Here is an 18,295-nt window from a genome sequence, read left to right as displayed (position 1 = left end):
CTGGTCTCGAGAGGTTCCACGTGCGTTGAGCGGCACGAACACGGGCGTCATAATGCGTGCTCTAGTGGACGGTGTAATTGTCGATCTTCCGCATAGGGCGCTCCAGCACAGCTCGGGATTGATGACCGCTTACCCAACATTGCAGCGATGGTGTAACCCGCAACATCTCGGGTCAGGGACGCGTGCGCGTCGCGCGATTCGCGCGTGCCGCCGAAGGCTATCTCGCCGTTATCCGTACCTACTGAACGCTAGGCGGGCTCCAGCCACAGTGCCGACGTGGGCGGCAGTACCAGCGCCGTCGATGCCGGGCGGCCATGCCAGGGATCGTCGGTGGCATCGACGCCGCCGAGGTTGCCGATCCCGGCGCCGTTGTAGATGGTCGCGTCGGTGTTGAGCACCTCGCGCCAGCGGCCGGCGCGCGGCAGGCCAAGTCGGTATCCGCTGTGCTCTGAACCGGCGAAGTTGAATACGCAGGCCATTATCGAGCCGTCCTTGCCGTACCGAAGGAAGCTCAAGACGTTGTTAGCGGAGTCGTTGGCGTCGATCCAGGAATAGCCCTCTGGGATGGTGTCCTGACTCCACAGCGCCGGGTGGCTGCAGTAGATGTCGTTGATGTCGCGCACCAGACGCAGAATCCCGTTGGAGAATCCGTTCTCGTCGAGTTGGAACCAGTCCAAACCACGCTGTTCGGACCACTCGGCGCGTTGGCCGAATTCCTGGCCCATGAATAACAGTTGCTTGCCTGGGTGTGCCCATTGGTAGGCGAGCAAGCTGCGTAGTCCGGCGGCCTTTACGTGGTTGTTGCCTGGCATCCGCCCCCACAGCGTGCCTTTACCGTGTACCACCTCGTCGTGACTGAGCGGCAGCACGTAATTCTCGCTGAATGCGTACAGCATTGAAAACGTCATCTCATGGTGGTGGTAGCTGCGATACACCGGATCACGACTGACGTAGTCGAGCGTGTCGTGCATCCAACCCATGTTCCACTTCATCGAAAAGCCCAGGCCGCCAATGCTGGTCGGACGCGTAACCCCTGGCCACGACGTGGATTCCTCGGCGATGGTGACGATGCCTGGCGCGGCTTTGTGCGCAGTTGCGTTCATCTCCTGCAGGAATTGCACCGCTTCCAGATTCTCCCGGCCGCCGTAGATGTTCGGGGTCCAGCCGCCTTCGGGCCGCGAGTAGTCCAGGTAGAGCATTGATGCCACCGCGTCCACCCGCAAGCCGTCGATGTGGAACTCTTCGAGCCAGTACAACGCGTTTGCCACCAAGAAGTTGCGCACTTCCGGGCGGCCGAAGTCGAACACGTAAGTGCCCCAATCCAGTTGCTCACCGCGATTGGGATCGGAATGCTCGTAGAGCGCGGTGCCGTCGAACCGTCCCAGGGCCCACGCGTCTTTCGGAAAATGTGCGGGGACCCAATCGACGATGACGCCGATGCCGGCCTGGTGCAAGGCGTCGACCAGCACCCGGAAATCGTCGGGTGTGCCGAATCGCGATGTCGGGGCGTAGTAGGACGTGACCTGATAACCCCACGATCCGGCGAATGGATGCTCGGCGACGGGCAGCAGCTCGACATGGGTAAACCGTTGTGCTACAACATAATCAGTCAACTCTTGGGCAAGTTCGCGATAGCTGCGCCCGGGGCGCCACGAGCCGAGATGGACTTCGTAGGTGCTCATCGGCTCGAACACCGGGTTGCGCTGCGCGCGTTGTGTCATCCAGTCGCCGTCGCCCCAGGTGTAGTCACTGACCGTCACCCGCGATGCCGTCTGCGGCGGCACCTCGGTGCCGAACGCGAACGGGTCGGCTCGATCGGTGACCACGCCGTCGGCGCCGTGCACCCGGAACTTGTAGAGACCGTCGGTTGGGAAACCGGGCCAGAATAGTTCCCATACCCCGGACGAGCCCAGCGCCCGCATGGGGGCTTCGTTGCCGTTCCAACCGTTGAATTCGGCGATCAATCCGACGCCCTTGGCGTTGGGTGCCCACACCGCAAACGACACGCCATTCACCACACCGTCGGGCGTGGTGAACGAGCGGGGGTGGGCACCGAGGACTTCCCAGAGCCGCTCGTGGCGGCCCTCGGCGAACAAATGGAGGTCGACCTCGCCCAGGGTGGGCAGGAATCGGTACGCATCGGCGACGTTGAGCGGGTCGCAGCCCTCATAGGTCACCTGCAAGCGGTAGTCGATGAGGTCGACGAAGGGCAACGCGACGGCAAACAGCCCGGATTCGAGGTGCCGCAGCTGAAATCGGTCCTCACCGACGAGCGCGACGACCTCGACCGCATGCGGACGCAACGCCCGGATCACGGTGTGGTCGCCGTACTCGTGAGCGCCCAGGATGCCGTGCGGGTTGTGATGTGCGCCTGCCACCAAGCGCGCCATTTCGGCTGGCTCGGGTGCCAGGAGCGCCCCGGTTAGTGGGTCGGATCGGTTCTTGGATCGACTCATAGGCCCGTCACCTCCTGCGCAGCAGCGTGTTTCGGCTTTCGTAGGGTACAAGGGGCATGTTGATGATGTGGGCGACTGCCCGCGCCGGGTCGATACGGATGTAGTTCGCGTGCCCCCATTGGTATTCCTCGCCAGTTATTTCGTCGCGCACCCAAAACCGTTCGTAGTCCTCCATACCCAACGCCGCCATGTCCAACCACAGCGTGGCCTCCTCGGGCCCGAACGCGTTGAGCGTCACCACCACCAGCACGCAGTCGCCGGTGGCCGGATCGAACTTGCTGTAGGCCAGCAGCGCGTCGTTGTCCACCTGATGAAAATGAATGGTGCGCAACTGTTGCAGTGCTGGATGCAGCCGGCGAATCGTATTGAGCGCCGTGATGAACGGCTCCAGCGATCTGCCTTCGGCCAGCGCGCCCGCAAAGTCGCGGGGACGCAGTTCGTACTTCTCCGAGTCCAGATACTCCTCGCTGCCCTCTCGTACTGCGCGGTGCTCGAAGAGCTCGTAGCCGGAGTACATGCCCCAGGCCGGACTCATGGTCGCCGCCAGCACCGCTCGGATGGCGAACATACCGGGGCCGTGGTGCTGCAGTACCGCATGCAGGATGTCGGGGGTGTTGACGAACAGGTTGGGCCGGCGATAGTCGGCGAGTTCGGCGATGTCATTGCCGAACTCGGTGAGCTCCCATTTGGCCGTGCGCCAGGTGAAGTAGCTGTAGGACTGCGTGAAGCCGAGCTTAGCCAACCCGTACTGGCGGGCCGGGGGAGTGAAGGCCTCGGATAGGAACAGCACGTCGGGGTCGACGGCTTTCACCTGGCCGATCAGCCAGGCCCAGAAGTCGGGTGGCTTGGTGTGCGGGTTGTCGACCCGAAAGAACTTGACGCCGTGGTTGACCCAGTGTCGCACCACGCGCAGCACTTCGTAGTAGAGGCCGGCGGGATCGTTGTCGAAGTTGAGGGGATAGATGTCCTGATACTTCTTCGGCGGATTCTCCGCGTAGGCGATCGTGCCGTCGGGCAGCTCGGTGAACCACTGTCGGTGCTCGCGGGCCCACGGATGGTCCGGTGCGCATTGCAGCGCCAGATCCAGGGCGACCTCCATACCCAGGTCGCGCGCCGCGGCGACGAAGTTGTCGAAGTCGTCGATGGTGCCCAGGCTGGGATGAACAGCATCGTGGCCGCCCTCATCGCTACCGATTGCCCACGGCGATCCCACATCAGCCGCAGTAGCGGTGGGGGAGTTGTTGCGGCCCTTGCGGTGTACCTGGCCGATCGGATGGATGGGTGGCAGGTAGACCACGTCGAACCCCATGCCGGCGATGCGCGGAAGTTCGGCCGCGGCGGTGGCGAAGGTGCCGTGTACCGGGTTGCCGTCGGCGTCCCACCCGCCGGTCGAACGCGGAAACATCTCGTACCACGCTCCGAAGCGGGCCACCGGCCGATCCACCCAGACGCCGAACTGTTCGCCGCGGGTGACCAGTTCCCGCAGCGGATAGTTAGCCAGCAGCTCTTCGATTTCCGGTGTCAGGGCCAACGCGGTGCGGTTCACCGGATCACCGGGGGTCCGCAACGCTGCCGCGGCCGCCAGGAGCGGATCGCGCCGCCCGCGCGGCACTCCGGTCGCCGCGCGCTGAAGTAGCGCGGCGCCGAGCAACAGGTCGTTGGACAGCTCGGTCTCGCCCTGGCCGGCATCCAGCTTGGCGACCAGCCCGTGCCGCCAGGTGTGGATCGGGTCACCCCAGCCGTCGACCCGGAAGGTCCACAAACCGATTCGGTCGGGGGTGAACTGACCGTGGAAAACGAAGGGTTCCTGGCCCATCGTCATCGGGATTAGCAGCGGTTTGACGCGTTGCTGCGGCTCGGCTGAGCTCGTTTCGGGTCCAGCCGCCGGGGTCTGAACGGCGTTGATCCGGGGTCCGTCCGTCAGGCGCGGGTAACGCATCCCGAGGTAGCGCACGACCAGCGTCGCCGCCACAGCCTCGTGGCCTTCGCGCCAAACCGCCGCGCTGACCGGGACCACCTCGCCGACCACCGCCTTGGCGGGGTACGCGCCGCACGACACGACGGGTGCGACGTTGTCGACCTCGACACGACCGGGCACCCACCACTCCGTTTCCGTTCCGATTGCCCGGCTAATCACCGGGCCGTCCTGTGTGTCGTTCCCTGTGTCCCTCTTGCGCCCATTACCCACCCTAGTGGCCGACCACGTGCGCGGGGGCATGGCGTTCGCCGGGAGCACTGCATGCGGCGAATCTCAGTAAGGTAGGGATGCGTGAAAGCCCTTCGCCGGTTTACCGTCCGAGCCCACCTGCCCGAACGTCTAGCCGCCCTGGATCAGCTGTCCACCAACCTGAGGTGGTCGTGGGACAAGCCGACGCAGGACCTGTTCGCGGCCATCGACCCCGCCCTGTGGGCGCACTGCGGTCGTGATCCGGTCGCGCTGCTGGGTGCGGTGAGCCCGGCACGTCTCGACGAACTTGCGCTGGACGAAGGATTTCTGGGCCTGCTCGATGAGCTGGCGGCCGACTTGAATGACTACCTGTGCCGTCCGTTGTGGTATCAGGAACAGCGGGACGCCGGCGTAGCGATGCCGACCGGGATCGCCTACTTCTCGATGGAGTTCGGGGTAGCCGAGGTGTTGCCGAATTATTCCGGCGGCCTTGGGATTCTGGCTGGTGACCATCTGAAATCCGCTTCCGATCTGGGGGTGCCGCTGATCGCGGTGGGGTTGTATTACCGCTCCGGCTACTTCCGGCAGTCACTGACCGCAGACGGCTGGCAGCACGAGACCTACCCATCGCTGGATCCGCAAGGGCTGCCGTTGCGCTTGCTCACCGACGCCACCGGAGATCCGGTACTGGTCGAGGTCGCCCTGGGCGACAACGGTGCGTTGCGGGCCCGGATCTGGGTCGCGCAGGTGGGTCGGGTTCCGCTGCTTCTGCTGGATTCCGACATCCCCGAGAACGAGCACGACCTGCGCAGCGTCACGGACCGGCTCTACGGTGGTGACCAGGAACATCGCATCAAGCAAGAGATCCTGGCCGGTATCGGCGGGGCGCGGGCGATCCGCGCGTACACCGCCATCGAAAAGCTCACCCCGCCCGAGGTCTTTCACATGAACGAGGGCCACGCCGGATTCCTCGGCGCCGAACGCATCCGCGAACTGGTCACCGACGCAGGTTTGGACTTCGATACCGCACTGACGGTGGTGCGGTCGGCCACGGTGTTCACCACCCACACTCCGGTGCCCGCCGGGATCGACCGGTTCCCGCTCGAGATGGTGCGGCGCTACTTCGATGACAAGGTCGACGATGGGGTGTCCCGGTTGCTGCCCGGGTTGCCGACCGACCGCATCATCGCGCTGGGTGCCGAGGACGATCCGGCCAAGTTCAACATGGCCCACATGGGTCTGCGGCTGGCGCAGCGGGCCAACGGCGTCTCGTTGCTGCATGGCCGGGTCAGTCGTTCCATGTTCAACGAGTTGTGGGCGGGATTCGACCCCGACGAGGTGCCGATCGGCTCCATTACCAACGGCGTGCACGCGCCCACCTGGGCGGCGCCGCAGTGGTTGCAGCTGGGCCGCGAACTGGCCGGGTCGGACTCGCTGCGCGAGCCCGTCGTCTGGCAGCGGCTGCAGCAGGTCGATCCCGGTCATCTGTGGTGGATCCGGTCACAACTGCGGTCCATGCTGGTGGAGGACGTCCGGGTGCGTTTGCGTCAATCGTGGCTGGAACGCGGCGCAACCGATGCCGAACTGGGTTGGATCGCGACGGCGTTCGATCCGAATGTGCTTACCGTCGGGTTCGCTCGGCGGGTCCCGACGTACAAGCGATTGACCTTGATGCTGCGCGATCCCGATCGGCTGGAACAACTCCTGCTCGACGAACAGCGGCCGATCCAGCTGATCGTGGCCGGGAAGTCGCACCCGGCCGACGACGGGGGCAAGGCGCTGATCCAGCAGGTGGTGCGGTTCGCCGACCGGCCGCAGGTCCGCCACCGCATCGCCTTCCTGCCGAATTACGACATGTCGATGGCCCGGTTGCTGTACTGGGGGTGCGACGTCTGGTTGAACAATCCGCTGCGGCCGTTGGAGGCGTGCGGCACCTCGGGGATGAAGAGTGCGCTCAACGGCGGCCTCAATCTGTCGATCCGCGACGGCTGGTGGGACGAGTGGTACGACGGCGAAAACGGTTGGGAGATACCGTCTGCCGATGGTGTAGCCGACGAGGACCGTCGCGACGACCTGGAGTCCGCCGCGCTATACGACCTGATGGCACAAGCGGTGGCACCGAAGTTCTACGAGCGCGATGAACACGGGGTGCCGCAGCGATGGATCGAGATGGTGCGGCACACCTTACAAACACTCGGGCCCAAGGTGCTGGCTTCCCGGATGGTGCGTGACTACGTCGAGCACTACTACGCACCGGCGGCGCAGTCTTTCCGCAGGACCGTCGGGACCGGCTACGAAGGTGAGGCGGCCGGCGTCGCGTTCGGCGCGGCGCGTGAGCTGACCGACTACCGTCGGCGCGTAGCGCAGGCATGGCCCAAGGTCGAGATCACCGACGTCGACAGCACCGGTCTGCCGGATACTCCGCTGCTCGGTTCGAAACTGACCCTGACGGCAACCGTGCGGCTGGCCGGGCTGGGACCCCAGGATGTGACGGTGCAGGCGGTGCTGGGCCGGGTCGACTCCGGTGATGTGCTGCTGGATCCGGTCACCGTCGAGATGTCGCACACCGGCACCGGTGACGGTGGTTACCAGATCTTCTCGACGACCACGCCGTTGCCGCTGGCGGGTGCGCTGGGATACACGGTACGGGTGCTGCCGCGCAATCCGATGCTGGCCGCCAGCAACGAGCTTGGCCTGGTTACCCTCGCCTGACGGCTGGCGAGCCCGCCGAGCAGACGCAGAATCGCACGATTTCGAACTAAATCGTGCGATTCTGCGTCTGCTCGCGCGGTTCCGGCGCGGCGCTGAGGCGCTGCAGGGCCCCGCGCACCTGCGCGGCGTTGGTGGTCTGCCAGAACGGTGGTAGGGAGGCTCGCAGGAATCCGCCATAACGGGCGGTGGCCATCCGCGAGTCAAGCACCGCGACCACGCCCCGATCGGTGACGCGGCGCAACAGCCGGCCGGATCCCTGCGCTAGTAGCAACGCCGCGTGGCTGGCGGAGACCGTCATGAAACCGTTGCCGCCGTGGGCGGCCACCGCACGCTGTCGGGCACTCAGCAGCGGATCGTCCGGTCGGGGAAACGGGATGCGGTCGATCAACACGAGCGACAGCGACGGCCCGGGCACGTCGACACCCTGCCACAACGACAGCGTGCCGAACAGCGAGGTCGCCGCGTCGGCGGTGAACTGCTCGATCAGCGCGGACGTGTTGTCATCGCCCTGGCACAACACCGGCGTGGACAGCCGCTCGCGCATCGCCTCGGCGGCGGCCCGGGCCGCCCGCATCGACGAGAACAATCCCAGGGTTCGCCCGCCTGCGGCGGTGATGAGTTCGGCGATTTCGGTCAGCTGCTCGACCGAGCCGGTACCGTCCCGGCCTGGCGGCGGAAGATGGGCGGCGATGTAGAGGATTCCCGACTTGTCGTGGTGAAACGGCGAGCCGACGTCCACCCCACGCCAGCGCGTGTCTGCCGTCAGGCCCCACGCCGTGGCCATCGCGTCGAAGGATCCGCCGATTGTCAGCGTCGCAGATGTCAACACCGTCGTCGCACGCGAGAACACCTTGGTGGACAGGAGTGCGGCGACAGACAACGGAGCCACCCGCAGCGCGGCGCGCAGCGACCCGCGGTTGTCCTCGTGGTCCAGCCAAACTACGTCGGTGCGATCGGGGATAGCGGGGGAGAACGACTTCAGGATTCGCGATGCGGTATCAGCGATCTCGATCAGTGCGGCAACCGCTTCGGCGCGTGCCGACGCCGCCTTCGCGTCGCTGGTGGTGTCGATCGCTGACCGTGCCGCGCTGGCCGCATCGCGCAGCGCGGCCAGGTATGTTGCGGTCTCCTCGTCAAGCTGATCGATTCGGCCCGGCCCAATCGCTTGGGCGTCATGGATCGCCGAGGTGAAGGTGGCCGACGCCGCCTCCAGCCGCTGGGTCAGCTCGGGATCCACCAATCGGGCGATCCGCCGCGCGGCGACACCGAGGGTGGTCGATGTCAGCTCCGCGGTCGCCACCGACGTCACCCGGTCTACCAACTCGTGTGCTTCGTCGACGACCAACAGCGCGTGTTCGGGCAGCACCGCCGATTCGGCAACGGCATCGATGGCCAGTAGCGCGTGGTTGGTGACGACGATATCGGCGGCGCCGGCCCGGCCCCGTGCCCGTTCGGAGAAACACTGCGAACCGAACGCGCAGCGGGCCACCCCGATGCATTCCCGCGCCGAAACGCTGACCTGAGACCAGGAGCGTTCCGGCACGCCGGGTTTGAGGTCGTCGCGGTCACCGGAGTCGGTCGTCGATGCCCAGGTGGTGAGCCGTTGCACGTCGCGTCCCAACGCGGTGACCGCCATCGGGTCGAAGAGTTCCTCCTGGGGCCGTTCGTCCTCAGACTCACCGGTGGCGCCACCTGGAACATTGCCGTGGATCTTGTTCAGGCACAAGTAGTTCCGCCGCCCTTTGAGCAACGCGTACTGCGGACGGCGGGGCAGCGCATCGGCGAGCGCATCGGCCAGCCGGGGCAGGTCGCGGTCGACGAGTTGACGCTGCAGGGCGATGGTCGCCGTCGACACCACGACCGGTGCGTCGTCGCTGACCGCGCGAATGATCGCCGGAACCAGATAGGCCAGCGACTTGCCGGTACCGGTGCCGGCCTGCACCACGAGGTGCTCGCCGGTCTCGAAAGCCGCCGCGACGGCGGTAGCCATCTCCAGCTGGCCGCGGCGTTCGCTGCCGCCGAGCGCGGCCACCGCAGTGGCCAGCAACTCGGGCACGGACTGGGACCAGGACTCAGACACGTTGGACGTGGTCACTCCCTGCTGTCGCACCGGCCGCTCAGGCCGTGATCGTCTGTGTTGGAATCGCCGGGTCGCCGTGCGCCAGCTTCAGCCCCTCCCACGGCAGGCTCCGCAGCCCGGACGCGACCAACTCCCGGGCTGCGGCAAGGTCACAATCGGCCACCACCTGCCCGCCTCGGACCAGCGGCGTCGTCAACACCCGGGACGGCTCGGCGGTACCCGGCGGGTGGCCCGCCGGGTACACGATCTCCTCGGTGATGGTGCCGGTCGGACGCGACAACCGCAGCGCCTCCTTGTGGCCGCCGTGGGTTTCCTTGTGGCTGCTGCGCTTCTGCACCGCGATGCCATCCACCTCGACCAGTTTGTAGACCATGTTCGCGGTTGGGGCCCCCGAACCGGTGACCAGCGACGTGCCCACACCGTAGCTGTCCACGGGCTCGGCGCGCAGCGCGGCGATGCTGAACTCGTCGAGGTCGCCGGACACCACGATGCGGGTACGGCTGGCTCCCAGCCGATCGAGCTGCTCACGCACCTGGCGGGCCAGTACCCCCAGCTCACCGGAGTCGATGCGGACCGCGCCGAGCGCGGTGCCGGCGGCGGCCACCGCATTGGCCACACCGGTCGTCACGTCATAGGTGTCTACCAGCAGCGTGGTAGCCGCGCCCAGCGCATCGACCTGAGCCCGGAATGCGGCCAGTTCGGCCGATTCGATGGGGCCGTCCCGCTGGGTGTGCAGCATGGTGAATGCGTGCGCGGCGGTGCCGTGCGCAGGCACCCCGTAGCGTCGCTGCGCCTCCAAGTTGGACGACCCGGCGAAGCCGGCGATATAGGCCGCCCGCGCTGCCGCGATCGCGGCGCGTTCGTGGGTCCGGCGCGAGCCCATCTCAATCAGCGGGCGATGCCCGGCGGCGCTGACCATGCGGGCCGCCGCGGAGGCGATCGCCGTGTCGTGGTTGAAGATCGACAGCACCAGCGTTTCCAGCACCACGCATTCGGCGAAGCTGCCGTGTACCGAGAGCACCGGGGACCCGGGGAAGTACAGCTCACCCTCGGCGTAGCCGTCGATGTCGCCGCCGAACCGGAATTCGCGCAGAAAACACACCGTGTCGGGGTCGAGGAATTGGTTCAGCAGCTCGCACGCGTCAGCGTCGAACCTGAACTGCGGCAGAGCTTCCAGCAGCCGGCCGGTTCCGGCGACTACGCCGTAGCGACGACCCGCGGGGAGTCGCCGAGCGAACACCTCGAACGTGGTGCGGCGATGCGCGGTGCCGTCGCGCAGCGCGGCCGCCAGCATGGTCAGCTCGTACTTGTCGGTCAGCAGCCCGGCTGGGTCTTGATTGCCGTGCTCCTCAGCGGGCCGATCCAGCCCGCATCGTCGCCCGGCTGGGTCTTGATTGCCGTGCTCCTCAGCGGGCCGATCCAGCCCGCATCGTCGCCCGGCTGGGACCGAGTCGTTCACACCGCCACGGTATCGGCTCGCTTCGCCGGCGTGCTCGGTATCCTGGGGCCATGGCTGTTGTGTCAGCGCCCGCCAAGCCCGGTACCACCCGGCAGCGCGAGGGGGCTCCAGTTGGCGTGACTGCCATGCCATGGGTCACCATCGTGTGGGACGACCCGGTCAACTTGATGTCGTATGTGACCTATGTGTTCCAGAAGTTGTTCGGCTACAGCGAGCCACATGCCACCAAACTGATGCTGCAAGTGCACAACGAAGGCAAGGCAGTGGTATCGGCTGGTAGCCGGGAGTCTATGGAGGTCGACGTGTCCAAGCTGCATGCCGCCGGTTTGTGGGCGACGATGCAGCAGGACCGGTGAGATTCGAGGGTATCCGGGATCCATAGTGCGCAGGTGGAAGCGCGTCGAGACCCGCCATGGTCCCCGCTTTCGGTCGTCCTTGGCCCCGCATGAGGCGGCGCTGCTCAAGAACCTGGCAGGCGCGATGATCGGGCTGCTCGACAATCGCGAATCCTCTTCGCCGTCAGACGAACTCGAGGAGATCACCGGCATCAAGACCGGGCATACCGAGCGTCCGGGCGACCCGACGCTGCGTCGGTTGCTGCCCGATTTTCACAAACCGGACGATCTGGATGACGATGCCCCCGTAGATGACTCTGAGAGCCTCAATGCTGCGCTGCGCAGCCTGCACGAACCTGAGATCATTGACGCCAAACGTGTTGCCGCACAGCAGTTATTGGATACGGTTCCGGACAATGGTGGCCGGTTGGAGCTGACCGAATCCGACGCGAACGCCTGGATTGCGGCCGTCAACGACCTTCGGCTGACGCTGGGAGTGATGCTCGAAATCGGTCCGCGGGGGCCGGAGCGCCTCCCGGCTGACCATCCCTTGGCCCCGCACTTCGACGTCTACCAGTGGCTGACGGTTCTGCAGGAATACCTGGTTCTGGTGCTTATGGGGAAACCGGCCGGATGAACTCCATCACCGACGTCGGGGGCATTCAGGTTGGCCACTACCAGAGATTGGACCCCAACGCGTCGCTGGGCGCCGGGTGGGCCTGTGGCGTCACGGTGGTGCTGCCGCCACCGGGGACCGTTGGCGCGGTCGATTGCCGGGGTGGCGCGCCCGGAACCCGGGAGACTGACCTGCTGGACCCGGCCAACAGCGTGCGCTTCGTTGACGCCGTCCTGCTCGCCGGCGGCAGCGCTTACGGTCTGGCCGCCGCTGACGGCGTCATGCGTTGGCTGGAGGAACACCAGCGCGGCGTGGCGATGGGCGTCGGCGTGGTGCCCATCGTGCCGGGTGCGGTGATTTTCGACCTCCCGGTCGGCGGCTGGAACTGTCGGCCGACGGCTGAATTCGGCTACTTGGCCTGTACTGCCGCTGGCGGCGGCGAGGGTGGGGCGCACGACGCGGTCCTGGCTGTCGGGACGGTCGGCGCCGGGGTGGGGGCGCGGGCCGGCGTCCTCAAGGGCGGTGTCGGGACGGCCTCTGTCACCCTGCGGTCCGGCGTCACCGTCGGAGCGCTGGTCGCGGTGAACTCCGTGGGCAACGTGATCGATCCGGCCACCGGCCTACCGTGGATGGCCGACCTGATCGGTGAGTTCGCGCTGAGGGCCCCGCCGGCCGAGCAGATCGATGCGCTGGCGCGGCTACCGTCCCCATTGAGCGTGCTAAACACCACAATTGCGGTGGTAGCGACGGACGCCCTGCTGAGCCCGGCCGGCTGTCGGCGCGTCGCGATTGCCGCCCACGACGGACTGGCCCGCGCCATCCGGCCCGCCCACACGCCGCTGGACGGCGATACGGTTTTCGCACTGGCCACCGGCGCGGTCGAGGTGACGCCGCAGGCCAGCGAGTACCCGGTGCCTGCCGCGTTGTCTCCGGAGACTCAGCTGGTGACCGCGGTGGGTGCGGCGGCGGCCGATTGCCTAGCTCGTGCGGTGCTGGTCGGTGTGCTTGCCGCCGATCCGGTGGCCGGAATACCGACCTACCGCAACACGTTGCCCGGAGCATTCGGGGCCTGAACGTGAACCTTCGCGGACATCCGGGGATATCCAGAGAGGAACGTCTACGTGCTGGTGATTCGCGCCGACCTGGTGGATGCGATGGTCGCCCACGCGCGTCGCGACCACCCCGACGAAGCCTGCGGAGTGCTGGCCGGACCCGAGGGCTCCGACCGTCCCGAGCGGCACATCCCGATGGTCAATGCCGAGCGATCACCGACCTTCTACCGGTTCGACTCCGGCGAGCAACTCAAGTTGTGGCAGACGATGGAGAATGCTGACGAGGTACCCGTCGTTATCTACCACTCGCACACCGCGACCGAGGCGTACCCGAGCGGCACAGACGTGGAGCTGGCCGCCGAACCCGACGCGCACTATGTGCTGGTGTCCACCCGTGACCCGCACCGGCACGAGCTACGCAGCTATCGCATCGTCGATGGCGCCGTCACCGAAGAACCCGTCAATGTCGTCGAGCAGTACTAAACCGCCCCGAGGAAGGCCGCCATGACCGTCACCGTGTCCATCCCGACCATCCTGCGGCCACACACGAGCGGCCAGAAGCGTGTCTCGGCCAGTGGCGACACCTTGGGTGCAGTCATCGACGACCTGGAGGCCAACTACTCGGGGATTTCCGAGCGCCTGGTCGACCCCTCGTCCCCGGGCAAGCTGCACCGCTTCGTCAACATCTACGTCAACGACGAGGACGTGCGGTTCTCCGGCGGCTTGGACACCGAGATCGCCGACGGCGACTCGGTCACCATCCTCCCCGCCGTCGCGGGTGGGTAAGTCGGTGGGTGGGCGGAGCACATGACGCGATACGACTCGCTGCTACAGGCCCTGGGCAACACTCCGCTGGTTGGCCTGCAGCGGCTGTCGCCGCGCTGGGGTGACGGGCCGGACGGATCGCACGTGCGGCTGTGGGCCAAGCTCGAGGACCGCAATCCAACGGGGTCGATCAAGGACCGCCCGGCGCTGCGGATGATCGAGCAAGCCGAGCGGGACGGGTTGTTGCAGCCGGGCGCCACCATCCTCGAGGCCACCAGTGGAAACACCGGCATCTCGCTGGCGATGGCGGCCCGGTTGAAGGGCTACCAATTGATTTGTGTGATGCCGGAGAACACCTCGGTGGAACGACGTCAGCTGCTCGAGCTCTACGGCGCGCAGATTATCTTCTCGCCGGCCGAAGGCGGCTCCAACACGGCGGTGGCCACCGCCAAAGAGCTGGCCGCGACCAACCCGTCGTGGGTGATGCTGTATCAATACGGCAATCCCGCCAACACCGACTCGCACTACTGCGGCACCGGTCCGGAGCTGTTCGCCGACCTGCCCGAGATTACGCACTTCGTCGCCGGCCTGGGCACCACAGGCACGTTGATGGGCACCGGCCGGTTCCTGCGCGAGCACGTTGCCAACGTCAAGATCGTGGCGGCCGAACCACGCTACGGCGAGGGGGTGTACGCGCTGCGCAACATGGACGAGGGGTTTGTGCCCGAGCTGTATGACCCGGACGTACTGACCGCTCGATATTCTGTCGGCGCGGTAGACGCGGTGCGCCGCACCCGCGAGCTGGTAGACACCGAAGGCATCTTTGCGGGCATCTCGACCGGCGCGGTCCTGCACGCCGCACTCGGAGTCGGGGCTAGCGCCCTGGCGGACGGCGAGCGCGCCGACATTGCGTTCGTGGTCGCCGACGCTGGGTGGAAGTATCTGTCCACCGGCGCCTACGCCGGTAGCCTGGATGACGCCGAGAACGCTCTGGAAGGGCAATTGTGGGCATGACCAGACATCCGCACACCCCCGCGAAGCAGACCGAAGAGCGGCCGCGCTGGATGGTCGGCGGGACGACGATCCTCACCTTTGTCGCGCTGCTCTACCTCGTCGAACTGATCGACCAGCTGTCCGGGAATCGGCTGGACGTCAACGGCATCCGGCCGCTGAAAACGGACGGCCTGTGGGGGATCATCTTCGCGCCCCTCCTGCACGCCAACTGGCACCACCTAATGGCCAACACGGTCCCGTTGCTGGTGCTGGGATTTCTGATGACGCTGGCCGGCTTGTCCCGGTTCGTCTGGGCCACCGCGATCGTGTGGATTCTGGGAGGCTTCGGTACCTGGCTGATCGGCAACATGGGCAGCAGCTGCGGCCCGACCGACCACATCGGGGCCTCGGGCCTGATCTTCGGCTGGCTGGCCTTCCTATTGGTGTTCGGGCTTTTTGTCCGCAAAGTGTGGGACATCGTCATCGGGCTGGTGGTCTTGTTCGTGTACGGCGGCATTCTGCTCGGCGCGATGCCGGTGCTGGGCCAGTGTGGTGGTGTGTCATGGCAGGGCCATCTCAGTGGTGCGCTTGCCGGCGTCGTGGCCGCGTATTTGTTGTCGGCTCCGGAGCGCAAGGCTCGGGCACTGAAAAGGGCCGGCGCGCGTTCGCGGCATCCGAAGATATGAGTTCGCCGTTCGCTCCCGTCGGAGTCTTCGATTCCGGCGTCGGGGGACTCACGGTCGCGCGGGCCATCATCGACCAACTGCCCGACGAGGACATCGTCTACGTCGGCGACACCGGCAACGGACCGTACGGTCCGCTGACCATCCCGGAGATCCGTGCGCATGCGCTGGCCATCGCTGACGATCTGGTCGGCCGAGGCGTCAAGGCGCTGGTGATCGCCTGCAACTCGGCATCGTCGGCGTGCCTGCGGGATGCACGCGAGCGCTACGACGTGCCCGTCGTCGAGGTGATCTTGCCGGCGGTCCGGCGCGCGGTGGCCGCCACCCGCAATGGCCGCATCGGGGTCATCGGCACGCGGGCGACGATTACCTCACACGCCTATCAGGACGCGTTCGCCGCGGCCCGCGACACCGAAATCACCGCGGTGGCCTGCCCCCGGTTCGTGGACTTCGTCGAGCGCGGCGTCACCAGCGGTCGTCAGGTGCTCGGTCTGGCGCAGGGCTACCTGGAGCCGCTGCAACGCGCCGAGGTCGACACGCTGGTGCTTGGATGCACGCACTATCCACTGCTGTCCGGACTGATTCAACTGGCGCTGGGCGAGAACGTCACGCTGGTCTCCAGCGCCGAGGAGACCGCCAAGGAAGTGGTCCGGGTACTCACCGAGATGGATCTGCTGCGTCCGCATGACGCGCCGCCGGCAACCCGGATATTCGAAGCCACGGGCGACCCCGAAGCCTTCACCAAACTGGCCGCGCGATTTCTTGGTCCGGTGATCGGTGGTGTGCAACCCGTGCACGCCTCGCGCATCCGCTAGTAGTCCCATCTGCCTCATGGCACGAACTCCACGTTGGCTACTTTGGCCTCGTCACCCAGCTTCTTCACCGTGATGCGCATCCGCCACGCACGAGGACGTTGTTCGACCGCATCAGCAGTCGACGTCCTGACAGTCACCGCTAGCAGCACCTGGGCCTGATCATCCGACTCCGACTCCAGCGCGGCCGCGGTGATGGTTCCCTCTGATTTCGACTGAAAATGTTTGACGACCTCGATGAACGGCTGCGCGCGGCGCTGGAAGTCGTCGTAGAAGGTGCCGGTCGACGAATTCAGGATGCGCTGAATATCGGCGTCGGCCTGGTGCCAGTCGATAGTGGTGAGATTCAGCGCACCTTGCCGGGCGACCTGCACGTACAGCTTGCGTTGCTGGTCGGCCTGATACGAATTGTATGCGCGGAACCCGACCCAACCCGCCAACGCCGCCAGCGCCACCACGACCACCAATCCCGCGACGATCGCCAGCCGCACCTTCGACATCTGCGGCTTGGCCGGTGTCTCCTGCTCGGTGTCGTGAGCTTCGCCGGCCTCTTCCTGGACGTCGGGCGCTGCCTTGTCCTGGTCTCCGGCCTCGCCGGCTGCACCTGTGGTCTCACCGACCTTGGCAGGTTCGGGTTGCTCCTGGTGAGTCGTCGAATCACTCACTTCTTCGGGGGCAGCAACATCGTCTGCCATGTTCGCTCCTCTGCTGCACTCTGGCCAAGGTTAGCTTGGGTGTATATGCGCCCGTCCGGACCCACATACGTACCGGTTGCCGGGTCGTATTCAGCAGCCGCAATGGGCGGTGGCGGCGCTGAACTCGGCGGCGGAGCGCCTTGTGGCGGTGCCGTCTCCGGGGGCAGTTGCGGTATCGGCTGCCCAGACAGTGTGGCGTTGGGGTCGCCCTTCCAGTTGTAGCCCTCGTTGAGCGGCACGTAGTGCTCGTCGCTCTCACACATCTTCACCATCGGGGCGCGTTTGCCTGGGACGGTCACGCAAGGCAGGTTGCGAGCACCCCGCACGTTAAATGGCGCGTCCTGGGGCACCCGGCAGTACAAATATCCGGGCGGGCGGTCGGGGTAGTCCTCGAAGGTGGGCACCCGCTGCTGCTGGGCGGGCAGAAAGCCGGTGGTGCACGGCGGCGGGAGCTGCTGCGGTGGTAGCGGGATCGGCGCCGGTAGCGCAGGCAGCATCAGGTTCAGATTGAAGACCAACGCATCGCCCTTGTAGTCCTGGATCGTGTTGCGCTTGTGTGTACCCACGGCCTGCGTGACGGCGGTGCCCTGAGGCAGCAGCACCAGCAATTGCTCGAGGCTCGGTCGGTAGGCGACAGCCACCTCCCCGACGCTGACCAGGTTTGCCAGCACGATGGGCAGCGTGGGCTGCAGCCGCGCGAATAGTGCGCGCAGCTCCTCGGCGGCCCCGGGACCTCTATCGAGGATCCTGGCCAGGGCTGGGTCCTGGCGTTGCAGTTGCTCGCTGATGCTCGCCAGGTTCATAGCCCACGCCTGGATGGCGCCAGCGGTGTCGGTCTGCGTGTCCAGCACCGGCTTGGATTGGTCGATCAACGTGGTCAGTGAGTCAAGGTTGGCGCGGGCGTCGATGGCCAGCGTGCTGGACCCGTTGATCAACCGTCGAAGCTCGGGCCCTAGCCCGCTGACGGCGAGGTACGTCTCGTCGACAACAGTCTTCAGGTTATCCCGTGGAATCGCCTGCAGGCCGCGGTTGGTTTCGTCCAACACCGTGTTGATATCCGTCGGAACGCGGGTGCGGTCCCGCGGGATCACACCGACATCCTGCAAGGACGGACCGTTGCCGCTGCGGGGAAGCAGCTGAACATACTGCTCGCCGACCGAGGACACGCTGTGCACCTCGGCTTCCAGGTCGGCCGGAATCCTGACGTCGGACTTCAGCGACAGCACCGCGGCGACACCGGTATCGGTCAGCTCAACGCTTTCCACCGTGCCGACTTCGACGCCGCGATAGGTGACATTGCTCCTCGCATACAACCCGCCCGACTCGGGCAACTCGAGGGTCACGCGGTAGTACCCGACGCCAAGAAGAGCGGGCACTTGCATATACCCGAAGACCATGATCAACAAAGCGGTGGTCGCCACTAGGGCGAAGATCGCCATCTGGATGAGAATTTGCCGAGTCAGGCGCATG

At 66.2% G+C, this 18,295-nt stretch carries 15 protein-coding genes; 9 read left to right on the top strand and 6 right to left on the bottom strand.

Annotated elements, in window-relative coordinates:
* Positions 1 to 248 precede the first annotated feature (248 nt).
* Entirely contained in the window at positions 249 to 2,456 is a 2,208-nt protein-coding gene (glgB, locus tag AADZ55_RS16680; protein ID WP_085324912.1) for a 1,4-alpha-glucan branching protein GlgB, read from the bottom strand.
* A 7-nt stretch (positions 2,457 to 2,463) separates the two neighbouring features.
* A complete protein-coding gene (locus AADZ55_RS16675; RefSeq protein WP_207569073.1) occupies positions 2,464 to 4,554 on the bottom strand; it encodes an alpha-1,4-glucan--maltose-1-phosphate maltosyltransferase in 2,091 nt (696 codons plus the stop codon).
* 171 nt (positions 4,555 to 4,725) lie between these two features.
* Here AADZ55_RS16675 and AADZ55_RS16670 point away from each other — a divergent pair, with 171 nt between their 5' ends.
* Positions 4,726 to 7,335, top strand: coding sequence for a glycosyltransferase family 1 protein (locus AADZ55_RS16670; RefSeq protein ID WP_085324914.1), 2,610 nt, complete (start codon positions 4,726 to 4,728; stop codon positions 7,333 to 7,335).
* A gap of 46 nt (positions 7,336 to 7,381) precedes the next feature.
* Here the strand turns inward: AADZ55_RS16670 and AADZ55_RS16665 are convergent, their stop codons facing one another.
* Complete coding sequence (locus tag AADZ55_RS16665; protein WP_341286211.1) at positions 7,382 to 9,415, bottom strand: ATP-dependent DNA helicase; 2,034 nt, start codon at positions 9,413 to 9,415, stop codon at positions 7,382 to 7,384.
* A gap of 37 nt (positions 9,416 to 9,452) precedes the next feature.
* On the bottom strand, positions 9,453 to 10,781 hold the full coding sequence (locus AADZ55_RS16660; protein WP_085324977.1) for a nicotinate phosphoribosyltransferase: 1,329 nt from the start codon (positions 10,779 to 10,781) through the stop codon (positions 9,453 to 9,455).
* Between the two features lie 143 nt (positions 10,782 to 10,924).
* Here AADZ55_RS16660 and clpS point away from each other — a divergent pair, with 143 nt between their 5' ends.
* From clpS to murI, 8 genes are read left to right on the top strand one after another with little or no spacing between them, the layout of a single operon-like run.
* On the top strand, positions 10,925 to 11,230 hold the full coding sequence (clpS, locus tag AADZ55_RS16655) for an ATP-dependent Clp protease adapter ClpS (protein WP_085324915.1): 306 nt from the start codon (positions 10,925 to 10,927) through the stop codon (positions 11,228 to 11,230).
* Positions 11,231 to 11,255: 25 nt separating this feature from the next.
* Positions 11,256 to 11,846 (top strand): DUF2017 domain-containing protein, encoded by a 591-nt coding sequence (locus AADZ55_RS16650; protein WP_207569074.1) that lies wholly within the window; start codon positions 11,256 to 11,258, stop codon positions 11,844 to 11,846.
* Positions 11,843 to 12,898, top strand: coding sequence for a P1 family peptidase (locus tag AADZ55_RS16645; RefSeq protein WP_085324917.1), 1,056 nt, complete (start codon positions 11,843 to 11,845; stop codon positions 12,896 to 12,898). The genes AADZ55_RS16650 and AADZ55_RS16645 overlap by 4 nt, the downstream gene beginning before the upstream one ends.
* An 18-nt stretch (positions 12,899 to 12,916) precedes the next feature.
* Positions 12,917 to 13,360: a M67 family metallopeptidase gene (locus tag AADZ55_RS16640; protein WP_278248595.1), complete on the top strand. Its 444-nt coding sequence runs from the start codon at positions 12,917 to 12,919 to the stop codon at positions 13,358 to 13,360.
* 21 nt (positions 13,361 to 13,381) lie between these two features.
* Entirely contained in the window at positions 13,382 to 13,663 is a 282-nt protein-coding gene (locus AADZ55_RS16635) for a MoaD/ThiS family protein (RefSeq protein WP_085324919.1), read from the top strand.
* A gap of 21 nt (positions 13,664 to 13,684) precedes the next feature.
* Positions 13,685 to 14,656: an O-phosphoserine sulfhydrylase gene (cysM, locus tag AADZ55_RS16630; protein ID WP_085324920.1), complete on the top strand. Its 972-nt coding sequence runs from the start codon at positions 13,685 to 13,687 to the stop codon at positions 14,654 to 14,656.
* Entirely contained in the window at positions 14,653 to 15,321 is a 669-nt protein-coding gene (locus AADZ55_RS16625; protein WP_085324921.1) for a rhomboid family intramembrane serine protease, read from the top strand. Before cysM ends, AADZ55_RS16625 begins: the two co-directional genes overlap by 4 nt.
* Positions 15,318 to 16,133: a glutamate racemase gene (gene murI / locus AADZ55_RS16620; RefSeq protein ID WP_085324922.1), complete on the top strand. Its 816-nt coding sequence runs from the start codon at positions 15,318 to 15,320 to the stop codon at positions 16,131 to 16,133. Before AADZ55_RS16625 ends, murI begins: the two co-directional genes overlap by 4 nt.
* Before the next feature lie 14 nt (positions 16,134 to 16,147).
* Here murI and AADZ55_RS16615 read toward each other — a convergent pair whose 3' ends face one another.
* Complete coding sequence (locus tag AADZ55_RS16615; RefSeq protein WP_085324923.1) at positions 16,148 to 16,825, bottom strand: Mce protein; 678 nt, start codon at positions 16,823 to 16,825, stop codon at positions 16,148 to 16,150.
* Positions 16,792 to 18,294 (bottom strand): MCE family protein, encoded by a 1,503-nt coding sequence (locus AADZ55_RS16610; protein WP_085324924.1) that lies wholly within the window; start codon positions 18,292 to 18,294, stop codon positions 16,792 to 16,794. Before AADZ55_RS16610 ends, AADZ55_RS16615 begins: the two co-directional genes overlap by 34 nt.
* Position 18,295: the final 1 nt, after the last annotated feature.

The organism is Mycobacterium decipiens, from assembly GCF_963853665.1.
GTDB classification, from domain to species: domain Bacteria; phylum Actinomycetota; class Actinomycetes; order Mycobacteriales; family Mycobacteriaceae; genus Mycobacterium; species Mycobacterium decipiens.
Note: the sequence above shows the minus strand (reverse complement) of the source record. Positions and strands in the feature narration are given on the sequence as shown.

Excerpts from the sequence above, each read along its gene's own strand:
- glgB (WP_085324912.1), bottom strand. The coding sequence starts at position 2,456 with ATGAGTCGATCCAAGAACCGATCCGACCCACTAACCGGGGCGCTCCTG.
- clpS (WP_085324915.1), top strand. The coding sequence starts at position 10,925 with ATGGCTGTTGTGTCAGCGCCCGCCAAGCCCGGTACCACCCGGCAGCGC.
- AADZ55_RS16645 (WP_085324917.1), top strand. The coding sequence starts at position 11,843 with ATGAACTCCATCACCGACGTCGGGGGCATTCAGGTTGGCCACTACCAG.
- AADZ55_RS16635 (WP_085324919.1), top strand. The coding sequence starts at position 13,382 with ATGACCGTCACCGTGTCCATCCCGACCATCCTGCGGCCACACACGAGC.
- cysM (WP_085324920.1), top strand. The coding sequence starts at position 13,685 with ATGACGCGATACGACTCGCTGCTACAGGCCCTGGGCAACACTCCGCTG.
- AADZ55_RS16625 (WP_085324921.1), top strand. The coding sequence starts at position 14,653 with ATGACCAGACATCCGCACACCCCCGCGAAGCAGACCGAAGAGCGGCCG.
- murI (WP_085324922.1), top strand. The coding sequence starts at position 15,318 with ATGAGTTCGCCGTTCGCTCCCGTCGGAGTCTTCGATTCCGGCGTCGGG.
- AADZ55_RS16615 (WP_085324923.1), bottom strand. The coding sequence starts at position 16,825 with ATGGCAGACGATGTTGCTGCCCCCGAAGAAGTGAGTGATTCGACGACT.
- AADZ55_RS16610 (WP_085324924.1), bottom strand. The coding sequence starts at position 18,294 with ATGCGCCTGACTCGGCAAATTCTCATCCAGATGGCGATCTTCGCCCTA.